This is a genomic window from Vannielia litorea, assembly GCF_900142295.1.
Lineage (GTDB): Bacteria > Pseudomonadota > Alphaproteobacteria > Rhodobacterales > Rhodobacteraceae > Vannielia > Vannielia litorea.
On the sequence record NZ_FSRL01000001.1, the window covers coordinates 2,248,648 to 2,262,723 of the forward strand.

Genomic DNA, 14,076 nt, shown 5'->3' on the forward strand with positions numbered 1-14,076 from the left:
CACCCTGCCCGCCTTGGCACGCTGCTCTTTCGTGGCCGCATCAGGGCCGTGAATAGACATCCTCGTACCTCACGATGTCATCCTCACCCACGTAACGACCTGTCTGCACCTCGATCAGCACCATCGGCACCTTGCCCGGGTTCTCAAGCCGATGCCTCGACCCGAGCGGAACGTAGACAGACTCGTTCTCCGTCACGAGACGCACTTCGTCGTCCACCGTCACACGGGCTGTCCCCTCGACCACGATCCAGTGCTCGGACCGATGTACGTGGCTCTGAAGCGAGAGCGCCGCGCCCGGCTTGACGTGAATGCGCTTCACTTGAAAGCGCTCGCCCACAGCCAGGCTTTCGAACCAGCCCCAGGGCCGGTGATCCTTGGGGAACTGGACGGCCTGGGGAGCCTGTTTCTGCTTCAGTGCGGAGACGGCAAGTTTGACATCCTGCGCACGGGAGGAATCGGCCACGAGGACCGCGTCATTCATCGCCACGGCAATCACGTTCTTCAGGCCGATGCCGACGATCTCGAGACTATCGCTGTCAGACCGCAACAGAGTGTCGTCGCAGTCGATCGCGGTAGCTCCACCGGAGGTAGCAACGCCACGTGCATCACCCTCGGTCTCGCGCCAGACGGCATCCCAGCCACCGAGGTCCGACCACCGGCCCGGATAGGGCACCACAACAAGGTTGGAGGCATGTTCCATCACCGCGTAGTCGACGGAGATATCCTCCGCGCTCGACCAGGGCTCCGCAGCAAGACGGAGGAACCCGAGGTCGGGCCGCGCCTGCTCGACGGCCGCCCTGACCGGCTCGAGAAGCCCGGATGCGTGCTGCGCAAAGGCGTCCAGCATATCCTTGGCCCGGAAGAGAAAGATCCCCGCGTTCCAGAGAAACGTCCCCTGTTCGAGCATCTGCGACGCGGCGGCGACGTCGGGTTTCTCGACGAACCGAACCAGCGGAAATGGCCTTTGCTCGCCCTGCGGAGGCTGCTCCAGCTCCAGGTAGCCATAGGCCGTTTCGGGGTGGGTTGGCGCTATGCCGAACGTCACCAGCTTTCCCTCCTCGGCCGCCGCGAGGCCGGCTGCGACGGCTTCCCGAAAGGCACCGGGCTCCGGGATGAGGTGGTCGGACGGCGCGACCAGCAGGATCGCTTCCGGGTCATCGCGCAACGCGTAAATCGTTGCGGCCAATACGGCCGGGGCCGTGTTGCGGCCCTCCGGCTCGATCAGTATGGCACCTGGGTCCACGCCTTCGGCAGAGAGTTGTTCCGTCGCGATGAAGCGAAAGTCAGAGCCCGTGACCACGATCGGTGCCGCAAAGCCGTCCGCCGCCAACCGACCAGCGGATCTCTGGAACAAGCTCCGTTCGCCGAGGATGCTCGAAAACTGCTTGGGATAGGACTTTCGGGAGAGCGGCCACAGCCGCGTTCCGGAGCCGCCGCACAAGATCACAGGAGTAATGGTCATTCGGTTCGTCCGTGTAAGATGATGCGTAGCCACGATCTGCCACGTAGGGCACGGTTACTGCCCGGTGCTGCGCAAGACCACCCCGGCGGTGCGGGCAATCAACCAAAGGTCGGACCACAGGCCCATTGATTGCGCGTACTGCACATCCAGCTGCACACGATCAGCATAGCAGATGTTGTTGCGGCCCATCACCTGCCATGGGCCGGTGATGCCGGGCCGGAGCGCCAGGTAGGCCGATCGGAAGTTGCCATAGCGTTTCAACTCCTCCGCAACGATCGGTCGGGGCCCGACAAAGCTCATGTCGCCACGCAGCACATTCCAGATCTGGGGCAGTTCATCGAGGCTGGTCTTCCGGATGAAATGTCCGAAGGCCGTGATACGCGGGTCTTTCCGAAGTTTGAAATCCCGATGCCATTCAGCCGCCGCCTCGGGGTTTGCGTCGAGATACTCGACCAGGCGCCGCTCGGAGTCGATGACCATAGACCGGATCTTCCAACACTGAAATCTGCGGCCGTTCTGTCCAACCCGTTCATGGCCATAGAGGCTCGGACCGCCGTCGCGCCTTGCGATTGCGCAAAGCACCAAGAGGACCGGCGAAATCAACGGAAGCAGCAACAGGGCGAGCAGGATGTCCAACGTCCGCTTGCCCACCCGGCGATATGTCTTGCGCCCACGCACAAACCCGGGGGGCGACACACCCACCGGATTCGGATTCGACAACTTCGCAACTTTCATCATCGTTCCCCCGAGGCACGTCGCATTCGGTACCGTATCCAGCCTACCTGCCCGGAGACGCATGGCAGAGCGAAACACGCATGCACCCGAAGCAAGAACTTCGGTAAACGATGAATGATCATGTTTCCATCACATTATGATGAATTATTCCGCTTGGGCCGAAACCCGCGACTGACGCTGGAAAGTGTTAACAAATCCGCTCGAGAATCATGTCCTTCAGCGCTTGATTTGGCGGATTCGCCTCGACGACAAGGAAAAGGGCGAAGCCCGGAAGGGGTTCGCCCGACTAAAATGCCATCGACGGCATTGCCTATCGTGAGTTGTTCATCACATCGCACTGCGCCACCCCAAGGCGAATCAGGTTCTCGCCCTTCATGCGGTAGAGTCCGCTGATCCGGTTGCGCCCGTCCTCAAGGTACCAGGCGGCGACAGGAGGGGGGTAGTGGCTTGCGATCACCCGCGATGTATAGTCGAACTGGGCAGGGGTAAGCCGCCCGATCGCCATCGCAGGACCATGGAACCCGAAGGTCGTGTCGGGAGAGACGCAGACATCATCCAGACCAAGATACATGGTGCAGGTCGAAAAACAGACCTTGCCGCGAATCTCTACTCTCTGTCCCCGTTCTCGAATCTCATGAAGCTCGTTCAGCCGCGCCCGAATGAATCCCCCACGATCATTTCCGACAACAATCACGCCGGCAGATTGCGCCTGTGCAACCGTCCAGGTGCCCATGAGCAGAAATGAGTACAGGAATACGGATGCGGTTCCGAGAAATCGGCGCACAGCCAACACCGCCGGCCGAAGGCCGGGCACAAACTTGTTCTTCATGTAACACCACCTTGTTTTCGCCGTGGTCAGCCCGATAACTCGAGGCTAACGACGGCCACCCTTTGCAGGGTCAAGAAGACCACAAGGCAATTAAGGCGGGGTTGATGTGGGATGATACCTTCAGGAGCAATTTACTAAAACAAGATCGAATAGACAGCCGCCAAAAGAAGGCAGCTTTCTTTGCCTCGCAATTGGCAACAGAGCCTCTCAGTTACCCGTCGAGACAGTGCTGGTTGTGCCGTTGGTGCTCGGTGTGCCGCCACCGCCGCCCCCCGCTCCGGCCAGGCCGGCCAGTGCAAGCGGTACAATCAGGAGTGGCGCCGCATTGGTCGCAAGACGGGGTACGGGGAGGTTGCTGCCTGAACACTCAGGAGCGGCAGCGTTTGCTGGGTCCGTACAGTTCACCGCGGTGCCGGACTGAGCAGAAGCCGGGCCGCCCAGCATGGCGAGGGTGAGTGTGACAATCGTTACTTGAAGTTTCATCGTTTACTCCCTCAGGTTGCGCAAGACGTAGCATATCACCTCCAGCACAAGAAGGCATTTTTGCCGCCACAGGTTCCGAACGGCAACAAATCGCGGAGATGACCAGTGAATAGGCAGGTTTCACCACAATGGCTCGACAACAGCCCTCTCATGCTCCAATCACCAGACCGGTTGATGTGTCGGTTCAGGAAATGCTGCACATGTCGTCAGCCAAGCTATCGTCGTCGGAACCCGGATTCTTTGGGAAATTGACCGCATGCAACAAGTGACCGGTTTTTCGCGCAGCAACGCCGTGGACGAGAGAGCCACAATTCGCTCGTCCGATGCCGACATTATCGACCTCGGAGCGCTGCTGGCAACGCTCTGGCGGGGAAAGTGGATCATCGGCGCCGTCACGTCGCTCGCCATCCTGTCTGGTGGCTACTACGCCTATGCTGTCGCCGTGCCCATCTACACGGCAACCTCTGTGGTCAAACTCGAGACGCAGGAACAGAGCGTCGTGGACCTGGAGAGCGTGGTGAGCGGCCTCTCGGCAGACAGCGTGACGATCAACTCCGAGATCGAGGTCATGCGCTCCCGAAGCCTGGCGGGCAAGGTCGTGGACAGGCTCGACCTGATGAATGACCCCGAGTTCAACGCCTCGCTGCAAGCCCCGGGTCGGCTCGAGAGCCTCAAAGCTCACCTGCGTGACGTCCTGATGGGTTCACGCGACTGGGTCGCTCGGACAGAGGAGCAACAGGCCGCCTTGAGGCGCAACATGACGGTGGATGCGCTGCTCGAGAGGGTTTCGATCACCAACATCCCGAACAGCCTGGTCTTTCGGATCCAGGCAACGTCGGAAAGCCCCGCAACCGCTGCCGAGATCGCTGATGCGGTTGCCGAGCTGTATATCCTCAACCAGCTCGACGTCAAATTCGAGGCGACCCAGCAGGCGACTGCATGGTTGACCGAGCGCGTCGCCGAATTGCGGATCGAGCTCGAAGCCGCCGAAGCAAAACTCGCCGCATTCAGCACCGAGACCGAACTGGTATCGCCCGAAGCCCTCCAGGGGTTGGAGCGGCAGTTGAAGGAACTCCGCGATCGGATCGCAACGACCTCGGAGGCACTTGCAGCGCAGTCCGATCTGGAAGCCGCGCTCGCCGACGCGCGCACGCGGCAGCAACGGGCAACGGCCTCCGGCGATTCCCAGCTTCAACGCCTCCTGCCGCGCACGGAGAGCGACACCGCGGTCGCCCAAGCCTTCGACACCCGCTTCGCGCAGGTCACCGAAAGAGCGCGGCTCGAGGTGGAGCGGACCACGCTGCAGCTCGCGGCCTTGCGGAGCTCCGAAACGGAGTTGCGGGCGCGGATCGACGCACAAGGCGATGATCTGATCGCACTGCAACAACTGGCGCGCGAAGCCGAGGCAAGCCGGTCGCTCTACGAGTACTTCCTCGGTCGCCTGAAAGAAACCGCAGCCCAACAGGGCATCCAGCAGGCCGACAGCCGGGTGCTTTCGAGTGCGGTGCTGCCGCAGCGCCCTACCACCCCGCGCAAATCCCTGGTCCTGGCCATGGCGGCACTCCTCGGGCTGATGGCCGGCGCAGCGATCGTCTTGCTGCGGGAGGGTCGGAACCGGAGCTTCAGAACGCCCGATGCCCTTGAGGCCGCCACGGGACACGCCGTACTCGGACAGATCCCGCGTATCCCCGTGCGCAGTCGCCGCAAGGTGCTGGAGTATCTACGCACCAAGACCAGTTCGGCCACCGCAGAGGCGTTTCGCAACCTGCGTACCTCGGTCATGCTCTCGAACGTGGACACACCCCCGAAGGTCATCCTGTCCACCTCTGCGCTGCCGGGCGAGGGCAAGACCACCAACTCGATCGCACTGGCCCACAACTTCGTGGGGATGGGCAAGAAGGTGCTGCTGATCGAAGGCGACATACGCCGCCGGACGCTCAACGCCTATTTCGACGAGTTACCTGCGGAGGGCCTTGCCTCGGTGATCAGCGGCGCGGTGGAGAAGGAGGATGTGATCCGCCCTGTCCCCGAGTACGGCTTCCATGTGCTCATCGGCGAGAAGACCCAGGTCAACGCGGCCGATCTCTTTTCGTCAGACAGGTTTCAGGCTCTCATCGCCGATCTCCGCAACGATTTCGATGTCATCATTGTCGACACGCCGCCTGTGCTCGTCGTTCCGGATGCACGGATCATCTCGCAGGAGGCCGACGCCGTGCTCTTCACGGTCAAGTGGGACAGCACCTCGCGCGACCAGGTGCAGGAGGCGCTGCGCCTGCTCCGACAGGGAGATCAACAGATCACCGGGCTCGTCCTGTCGCAAATCAACCCCGGCGGGATGAAGCGTTATGGTTATGGCGGCAAGTATGGTGCCTATGGTGTCCACGGCTCCAAGTACTACGTGAACTGAGGCCTAGAGCACGGGCTCGTCACGTCGCGCGGCGAGCCCGTGCCATTGATCAGCTGGCGAAACTCTTCTCAATCCTGTCGAGCGTTTCCATCGCTGCCAGCGTTTCGGCCACGGACCCGTTGGGGGTGCGACCCTCTCGAATTGCGGCAAAGAACTCACGGTCGATCAGCTCGATACCGTTGTTCGACACAGCCACACCGCTGAGGTCGATCGGGTTTTCATTGCCGTCGAAGAGGTCGTCATAGCGGGCGATGTAGGTGCCGTTATCGCAGATGTAGCGGAAGAAGGTGCCGAGCGGCCCGTCGTTGTTGAACGACAGCGACAGCGTGCAGATCGCGCCGGAGGGCACCTTCATGCCGATGCTCATGTCCATGGCGATGCCGAGCTCAGGGTGGTGCGGGCCTTGCAGGCCGAAGGCCTCGGAGCAGGTCTCGCCAGTCTGGTACTGAAACAGGTCGACCGTGTGGCAGGCGTGGTGCCAGAGCAGATGGTCGGTCCAGCTCCGGGGTTCGCCCTTCGCGTTCATGTTGGACCGGCGGAAGAAGTAGGTCTGCACATCCATCTGCTGAATCTTCAGTTCGCCCGCCACGATCTTGTTGTGGATCCACTGGTGGCTCGGGTTGAAGCGCCGCACCTGCCCGGCCATGGCAACCACGCCGGTCTCTTTCTGCTTTTCCACGAGTCGGCGGCTGTCTTCGAGCGTGTCCGCCATCGGAATCTCGATGAGCACGTGCTTGCCGGCCTCCATGCAGGCCACGCCCTGGTCGGCGTGCAGCTGCGTCGGCGTCGCGAGGATCACCGCATCCACGTCATCGCGGGCGATGCATTCTTCCAGCGAGGTCGCCGCATGGCCGATGCCCCGCTCGGCGGCCAGGGCCTCGATCTTTGCCTTCGTCGGCCCCATGACCGATGTCACCTCGACGTCGTCGATTGCTGCCAAGGCATCAAGATGCTTGATCCCGAAGGCCCCGTAGGCCCCCGCCACACATACGCGCATTGTCTTTCCTTCCGCTGATTCAAGCGTGATTTTCCAGGATGATGTGGCCGACGGCCGTGTTGGAGGCGGGCACGTGGTAATGTCGGTGTACCTCGGTCACCTTCTCGTCGAGTGCCCCACGCATGACGAGCCACATCACCATCTCGATCCCCTCCGATCCGGTCTCGCGCAGGTACTCCAGATGGGTGATGCTGGCCGCTGCCTCCGGGTCGTTGGCCATGTAATCGAGAAAGCGGTTGTCCCACTCCGGGTTGATGAGCCCGGCCCGCTCGGCCTGAAGCTGGTGGCTCATGCCGCCCGTGCCGAAGATCATCACGTTCAGGTCTTCGGGGTAGCTGTCGATCGCCCGGCGGATGGCCTTGCCGAGATTGTAGCAGCGACGTCCCGTCGGCGCAGGGTATTGCACCACGTTCACCGCGAGCGGGATCACCAGGCAGGGCCACTCGTCATCGGTGCCGTGCTCCCCGAACATCACCGAGAGAGGCACGGTCAACCCGTGGTCCACTTCCATCTCGTTCATGATCGTCAGATCGAACTCGTCGAGGATGACGCTCTGGGCGATATGCGACGCGAGCTTCTGGTGACCCTTCACCACCGGCACCGGGCGCGGCCCCCAGCCCTCGTCGGCGGGCTGGAACTCGGCCGCGCACCCAAGGGCGAAGGTCGGAATGCAGGAGGCATCGAAGGCCGTGCAGTGATCGTTGTAGACGAGAAAGATGACATCGGGCTTGTTCGCCTTCATCCACTCTCGGCTCTTGATGAACCCGTCGAAGAGCGGCTTCCAGTAGGGCTGCTCGGTGATGCCGGTGTCCATTGCCACGCCGATGGCGGGCACGTGGCTGCATGCCACGCCTGCGGTGATCCGCGCCATTATTTCTTCTCCCATTCAGATTTCGAGCGGTTCCCCTCGATGGGGCGTCCGCCGTGCAGCATCATGTCGCGATACTCGTCGCGGCTGACGCCGGTCATCATTGCAGCAAGATCCTGAAAGGTGATCCCGTCGAAGGCCGCGAGCTTGCTGGTGTAGTAGATGTTGCCGCCCAACTCGAGCAGACGGTTCCAGGCACGGTCGCGCACCGCCTGCTTCTGGTCCTCGGTCATGGCGAAGCGGTCGAGATACGCTTCAGGATCGGATTTGAAGGCCTCCCGCGCCTTCTGTGTCCGCAACGAGATGCAGAACTGGTTGAGGTGATACCCCTCCCGCGACCTGTCCGCGTCAAAGACAAACGTTCCGGGGATGTCGTCATAGTCTTTCTCGTCTCGCATTTTGTCCTCCCTATTCGGCCGCACGGGCGGCGCCGGACAGTGCATCATTCATAAGGTCGGCCCGGGCGGCAAAATCCGCGTCGGCCTCGTTCAGGTCCAGTCTCAAGGAGCCCGCCAGCGCCTGCCATTCCACGATGGCCTGCGACATGTGAGCGGGCAATCCCAGTTCATCCAGCGTGCGCTCCACTTCGCGCATCTCGGCGGCACGGCGGATGCCGTGCGTGGTGGCACGCTCCAGGTTGTAGGCGGCGCGCTGGGGCCAGTTCCAGCCGGGCATGGACGCATCGAGTGACGCCAGAACGGCCTCGTCCACGCCGGCCCGCCGGCCTGCAAGGATGCACTCCAGGGTGAGCGCCTCGATTCCCTTCACCATGATCGACCGGATCATCTTGGTGGCGCTGGCACGACCAACCTCGCCTCCCGCAATGGCGGCCTTCATATCGAGTGCGTGCAGCGCGTCACGCGCTTCACCCGCGCGCGGCCCGGACAGCAACAGCGGTGTCCGGTGCAACGCCGGGTGAACGGGCGCCATGACAGCGGTGTCGATGTAGTTGATCCCCCTGCCCTCGAGGCGCTGCGCGTTGCGACGCTTGGCGCCGGGCGAGCACGAATTGCAATCGAAGAACCAGGCGCCCGGGCCGAGTGACGAGGCGGCCGCTTCGGCGGCGACTTCCGCCTGATCGGCAGTGACGAGAGAGAAGACGAGGCTCCCCTGCGCCGCCACTTCGTCCAGCGTATCGACGCCCGTCACCCCTGCCGCGGCATAGTCCGACCACTTGCCTTCCGCCGTCGAAGGGGAATTTGTTTTGATGTCGAAGGCTGCAATCTGAACAGCGATTCCGGCGCCTTTCCAACCGCTTGCAAAGGCCTGACCCGCCTCACCGAAGCCCAGAAGCACGATCTGCGGTCCATTTGAAAGGTGTTTGTTGTCAGGCATTTGAGCCACCTCCTCGTGACTGAACGCTCCCTATCAAACAACCCCCGCGGTGAAAAATCGAAACGCAGGCCGCGTCATTCATTTATTCGATAGCTCTGCGCCGATTTCGCGAAGTCGGGTCATCAGCCGATCCTGCGCGGGGGTTGGACGCCAACCTTTGCGGAAGGTCAGACCGATGCTGCGCTCGTTGTTCTCCAGCGGCACCGGTAGAACGGTGAGAACCCCGAGATCCTCCTCCAGCTGGATCTGCCGTCGGGACATGATCGTGATGTAGTTTCCACGCATCATCAGTCCACGCACGAGAACGAGCGAGGAGGAGACGATCTTGACCGGCGTGCCGGGAAGGCTCGGGATCTTCAGGGTTTCAAACAGGTAGCTCCCGGCGGGAGTTTCCCTGGGCGGCGCGATCCAGGGGAATTGGAGCGTGTCCTCCAGGCTGGTTTCCTGCCGGCTGGCCAGCGGATGCGACCGGCTCACCACCACCGACAAGGCATCGTCGAACAGCGGCTCCTGCACCACGTCATCCGCCGGTGCGGGCTGGCGCATCGCCCCGATCATGAAATCCAGCTCCCCAAAGCGAAGCGCCCGCAGGAGATCCGGATAGGGGCCCTCCACGGTCCGCACCTGCGGCGCGCCGGGCGAGGCATTCAGGACGTCGTCTATCGCCCTCGGCAAGATCGAGGTTCGCACGAGGGGCATCGCGCCAACAGTGATGCGGGTGGCCTCCCGCCCCTGCGCCTCGGCAATCTCGTAGACAGCCTGCTGAAGCTCTGCCGAGGCGAGGCGCACCTGGCGCGCCAGCAATTCGCCGGGCAAGGTCAGCGCCACGCCGCGCCGCCCGGACTCGAAGAACCGGATGCCCGCCAGGCGCTGCAGGTCTTTCGCCGCACGATGCACCGATGGTTGCGACACCCCGAGCGCCCGGGCCGCCTGCGAGTAGTTTCCGGCGCTCGCCATGGCCAGCAGGGTGCGCAGGTGAACCGGCGTCAGGGCGCCATGAAAGTCCCGCTGGCTGGCGCCCCCATTACCGGATTTCTCATCGCGGCTCGCGCGCCGGATAGCCTCGGCGGCTCCCTCGCGCAACAGCCCGATCACGCGCTCCGCCCTGATGCGAAAGAGTTCACCGGCAGGCGTGCAATACATGCCGTCCGGCCGTCGGTCGAACAGCTTGGCACCAAGGGTTTTTTCAATTTTTGCAATGGCATGCGTGACGGCGGGCTGACTGAGGTGCACCACGTCTGCCGCCATCGCAACGCGACGCAGGCGCGCCGTCTCTACCACGGCCTGGAGGTGACGGGTGTTGAAGAAATCCATGAGAGGAAGAACCGGCCTGTGATCGACATCCGCGATCAGCTATAGCAAAAATTGATGATGGAAGCCAACGTTGGAATTTCCAGACCGGGCACGCGCCGCCTAGAACGCAGGCAGTACGGGACGTGACGGGACCGTCGCAGGAGGACATGACCCCATGAGCAACAGCAAGACAGCGCTGGTCATCAGCGCCCACTCGGCCGATTTCGTCTGGCGCGCCGGCGGGGCTATCGCCCTGCACCAGTCCAAGGGTTACGAGGTGACGGTGGTTTGCCTGAGCTTCGGCGAGCGCGGCGAAAGCGCCAAGCTCTGGAAGCAGGAAGGCATGACGCTGGAGAAGGTCAAGGCCGCCCGGCGCGAGGAGGCCGAAAACGCCGCAGCAGCACTCGGGGTCAACGACATCCGCTTCCTCGACCGGGGTGACTATCCGCTGGACCTGGGCCGCGAAACGCTCGAGCAGATGGTCGACATCATCCGCGAAGTGCAGCCCAAGTTCATGTTCTCTCATTCGAAATGGGACCCCTACAACACCGACCACATGCGCACCACCGACTTCGCCCTCGAGGCCCGGATGGTGGCGCAGGCCTGGGGCCACAACCCCGGCCAGAAGGTGCTGGGCGCGCCGCAGCTCTACCTCTTCGAGCCGCATCAGACCGAGCAGATGGAGTGGCGCCCCAACGTGTTTCTCGACATCACCCCGGTGTGGGACAAGAAATGGGCCGCGATCCAGTGCATGCAGGGTCAGGAGCACCTGTGGCACTTCTACGAGAATGTGGCCGAGAACCGGGGCAACCACTTCCGCCGCAACTCCGGTGGCCAGTCGGGCGGCCGCGATTGCCGATATGCCGAAGGGTTCCAGTCGATCTTTCCGCGCACGGTGGATGAACTGGAATGACCTTGCAGCCGGGCACCACGGGCGTCGTTGTCCAGAACATCGAGCGCGCCGATCCTCAGGTCATTGACGGGCTTGCCGAATGTGGCGTCGCCACGGTGCATGAGGCGCAGGGGCGCAAGGGCCTGCTGGCCGCGCACATGCGGCCCATCTATTCCGGCGCGCGGATTGCCGGGTCGGCCGTGACCATTCTCGCCCCGCCTTGCGACAACTGGATGATCCACGTGGCGATCGAGCAGATCCAGGAAGGCGACATCCTCTGCCTGGGCACCATCACCCCGTCCAACGCGGGCTACTTCGGCGATCTGCTGGCCACCTCGGCCCAGGCCCGCGGCTGCCGCGGCCTGGTGATCGACGCCGGCGTGAGGGACATCAGGGATCTCACGGAGATGGGCTTTCCGGTCTGGTCCAAGGCCGTCTTCGCGCAAGGCACGATCAAGGAGACGCTGGGGTCGGTGAACGTGCCCGTGGTCTGCGCCGATGCGCTGGTCAACCCAGGTGACGTGCTGGTCGCCGACGATGACGGCGTGGTGGTCGTCCGCCGCGAAGAGGCCGCCGATGTGCTGGAGAAAGCGCGCGCTCGGGAGGCCAACGAGGCCGCCAAGCGGGCGCGGTTCGAGGCCGGCGAACTGGGTCTCGACATCTACAAGATGCGAGAGCGGCTGGCCGAGGCCGGATTGAAATATGTTTGAGCGCCTCCTGCTGCGCTGTGCAAAGGCAAGGTAGCAGCACGGCGAAGGGGCACATCTCGCGCAAGCAGCGGCCCCAAGGAACGGGGCCTGCATCGCAGGTCGTGAAGGCGCAGAAAGACGGACAGATGACCGATGGCGTGAAATGCATGTGGATGCGCGGAGGCACCTCCAAGGGTGGCTACTTTCTCGCAGATGACCTCCCCGAGGACCGCGACGGATTTCTGCTGCGCGCGATGGGCTCGCCGGATGTCCGCCAGATCGACGGTATGGGCGGAGCAGACCCGCTGACCTCCAAGGTAGCGGTGGTAAAGAAGTCCGAACGCGTCGGCGTGGATGTCGACTACCTCTTCCTTCAGGTCTTTGTGGACCAGCCCATCGTGACCGATGCCCAGAACTGCGGCAACATCCTCGCCGGTGTCGGCCCCTTTGCCATCGAGCGCGGGCTCGTTGCCGCGAGGGACGGCGAGACGCCGGTGGTGATCTACATGGAAAACACCGGCCAGGTCGCGGTGGCGCGGGTGAGCACGCCCGGCGGCGTGGTGAGCTATGCGGGCGAAGCGCGGATCGACGGCGTGCCAGGGACCTCCGCCGCAGTGCCTATTGCTTTCCGCGACACCGCCGGATCGAGCTGTGGCGCGCTCTTGCCAACCGGCAATGCAGCCGACCTGATCGAAGGCGTCGAATGCACCCTGATCGACAATGGCATGCCCTGTGTGGTGATGCGGGCCTCCGACATGGGGATCACCGGCGAGGAGAGCCCGGAAGAGCTCGAGAGCAACGCCGCCTTGCGTGCCAGGCTCGAGGCGATCCGCCTGAAGGCCGGACCGATGATGAACCTCGGCGAGGTGAAAGAGAAAAGCGTTCCGAAGATGACCATGGTGAGCGCCCCGAAGGCAGGCGCGATCTCGACCCGCACCTTCATCCCTCACCGCTGCCACAAGACGATCGGCGTCCTGGGCGCGGTCTCGGTGGCGACGGCTTGCCTTATCGAGGGCTCGCCCGCCTATGATCTGGCGCAGCGCGGCGAGGGTCGCGAGCGGGATTTGTCGGTCGAGCATCCGACCGGCGAGATGACGGTGGTGGCCACTGTCGAGGACGGCGACGTGACGGAGGCGGCGATCCTGCGGACGGCGCGCAAACTGATGGACGGGGAGATCTTTGCATGACCGAACAGGTGATGGACGCGGATTGGCTGGTGTTTCACCCGAGCCCGAAGAAGCCGGGTTTCAAGTTGCCCGAAGGCGCTGTCGATGCCCATTGCCATGTCTTCGGCCCCTCCCCCGAGTTTCCCTTCGCGCCCGAGCGCAAATATACCCCCTGCAATGCGGGCAAGGACAAGCTGTTCGAACTGCGGGATTACCTCGGCTTCAGCCGCAACGTGATCGTGCAGGCCACCTGCCACGGCAAGGACAACCGGGCGATGGTGGATGCCTGCCGCACCGCCGGCGACCTGGCCCGTGGCATCGCCAGCGTCGGTCCGGACGTGCCCGACGCGGACCTGGCCGAGATGGATGCTGCCGGTGTGCGCGGTGTGCGGTTCAATTTCGTCAAGCGCCTTGTGGATGCGACGCCCAAGGAGGTCTTCATCGGCATCGCCGAACGGATCAAGGAACTGGGCTGGCATATCGTCGTCTACTTCGAGGCGCAGGATCTCGAAGACCTCGTGCCTTTCCTCGAGAGCCTGCCCACCGTCCTCGTGGTTGACCACATGGGCCGGCCCGATGTGTCAAAAGGCGTCGACCACCCCGATTTCCAGCGGTTCATCGATCTCATGGCCCGCAACGAGAACATCTGGAGCAAGGTCACCTGCCCGGAGCGGCTCTCGCTTCAGGGCCCGCCCTATGACGACGTCATCCCCTACTGCCAGGCCATCGTCGAGCGCTTCCCCGACCGGGTGCTCTGGGGCACCGACTGGCCGCACCCCAACATGAAATCCCACATGCCCGACGACGGGGCGCTGGTGGATTACATTCCGAAAATCGCGCGAACGCCGGAGCAGCAGCGGAAACTGCTGATCGACAACCCTATGCGGCTCTATTGGGAGAGATGAGCCGATGGGCAAGGA

General features: G+C 63.2%; 13 protein-coding genes. 5 read left to right on the top strand and 8 right to left on the bottom strand.

From position 1 onward, the window contains the following. Positions 1 to 40: 40 nt before the first annotated feature. From BUR94_RS10985 to BUR94_RS10995, 3 genes are all read right to left on the bottom strand, one after another. Positions 41 to 1,462, bottom strand: coding sequence for a mannose-1-phosphate guanylyltransferase/mannose-6-phosphate isomerase (locus tag BUR94_RS10985; RefSeq protein WP_074256275.1), 1,422 nt, complete (start codon positions 1,460 to 1,462; stop codon positions 41 to 43). Positions 1,463 to 1,516: 54 nt separating this feature from the next. Then, a complete protein-coding gene (locus BUR94_RS10990; protein ID WP_245794436.1) occupies positions 1,517 to 2,197 on the bottom strand; it encodes a sugar transferase in 681 nt (226 codons plus the stop codon). A 310-nt stretch (positions 2,198 to 2,507) separates the two neighbouring features. Then, positions 2,508 to 3,026 carry a hypothetical protein gene (locus BUR94_RS10995; protein ID WP_074256277.1) on the bottom strand — a complete coding sequence of 173 codons (519 nt, stop codon included), beginning with the start codon at positions 3,024 to 3,026 and terminating at the stop codon, positions 2,508 to 2,510. A 739-nt stretch (positions 3,027 to 3,765) separates the two neighbouring features. Here BUR94_RS10995 and BUR94_RS11000 point away from each other — a divergent pair. After that, entirely contained in the window at positions 3,766 to 5,916 is a 2,151-nt protein-coding gene (locus BUR94_RS11000; RefSeq protein ID WP_074256278.1) for a polysaccharide biosynthesis tyrosine autokinase, read from the top strand. A gap of 49 nt (positions 5,917 to 5,965) precedes the next feature. On the opposite strand, the gene BUR94_RS11005 is transcribed toward BUR94_RS11000, so the two are convergent. From BUR94_RS11005 to BUR94_RS11025, 5 genes are all read right to left on the bottom strand, one after another. Then, entirely contained in the window at positions 5,966 to 6,913 is a 948-nt protein-coding gene (locus BUR94_RS11005) for a Gfo/Idh/MocA family oxidoreductase (RefSeq protein ID WP_074256279.1), read from the bottom strand. 19 nt (positions 6,914 to 6,932) lie between these two features. Continuing rightward, positions 6,933 to 7,784: a class III extradiol dioxygenase subunit beta gene (locus tag BUR94_RS11010; RefSeq protein WP_074256280.1), complete on the bottom strand. Its 852-nt coding sequence runs from the start codon at positions 7,782 to 7,784 to the stop codon at positions 6,933 to 6,935. Continuing rightward, positions 7,784 to 8,179, bottom strand: a complete 396-nt coding sequence (gene ligA / locus BUR94_RS11015) for a protocatechuate 4,5-dioxygenase subunit alpha (RefSeq protein ID WP_074256281.1) — start codon at positions 8,177 to 8,179, stop codon at positions 7,784 to 7,786. The genes BUR94_RS11010 and ligA overlap by 1 nt, the downstream gene beginning before the upstream one ends. A gap of 10 nt (positions 8,180 to 8,189) precedes the next feature. Continuing rightward, complete coding sequence (locus BUR94_RS11020) at positions 8,190 to 9,116, bottom strand: NAD(P)-dependent oxidoreductase (RefSeq protein ID WP_074256282.1); 927 nt, start codon at positions 9,114 to 9,116, stop codon at positions 8,190 to 8,192. A gap of 78 nt (positions 9,117 to 9,194) precedes the next feature. Then, entirely contained in the window at positions 9,195 to 10,430 is a 1,236-nt protein-coding gene (locus tag BUR94_RS11025) for a LysR family transcriptional regulator (protein WP_074256283.1), read from the bottom strand. 154 nt (positions 10,431 to 10,584) lie between these two features. Between BUR94_RS11025 and BUR94_RS11030 the strand changes: the two genes are divergently transcribed. The 4 genes from BUR94_RS11030 to BUR94_RS11045 all read left to right on the top strand — a co-directional run bounded on the left by BUR94_RS11030 (position 10,585) and on the right by BUR94_RS11045 (position 14,061). Next, the gene (locus tag BUR94_RS11030; protein ID WP_074256284.1) at positions 10,585 to 11,322 is read left to right on the top strand and encodes a PIG-L deacetylase family protein; all 738 of its coding nucleotides are present in this window, start codon (positions 10,585 to 10,587) and stop codon (positions 11,320 to 11,322) included. Next, on the top strand, positions 11,319 to 12,011 hold the full coding sequence (gene ligK, locus BUR94_RS11035; RefSeq protein ID WP_074256285.1) for a 4-carboxy-4-hydroxy-2-oxoadipate aldolase/oxaloacetate decarboxylase: 693 nt from the start codon (positions 11,319 to 11,321) through the stop codon (positions 12,009 to 12,011). Before BUR94_RS11030 ends, ligK begins: the two co-directional genes overlap by 4 nt. Before the next feature lie 125 nt (positions 12,012 to 12,136). Then, the gene (locus BUR94_RS11040; RefSeq protein ID WP_074257689.1) at positions 12,137 to 13,177 is read left to right on the top strand and encodes a 4-oxalomesaconate tautomerase; all 1,041 of its coding nucleotides are present in this window, start codon (positions 12,137 to 12,139) and stop codon (positions 13,175 to 13,177) included. After that, positions 13,174 to 14,061: an amidohydrolase family protein gene (locus BUR94_RS11045; protein WP_245794438.1), complete on the top strand. Its 888-nt coding sequence runs from the start codon at positions 13,174 to 13,176 to the stop codon at positions 14,059 to 14,061. Before BUR94_RS11040 ends, BUR94_RS11045 begins: the two co-directional genes overlap by 4 nt. Positions 14,062 to 14,076 lie beyond the last annotated feature (15 nt).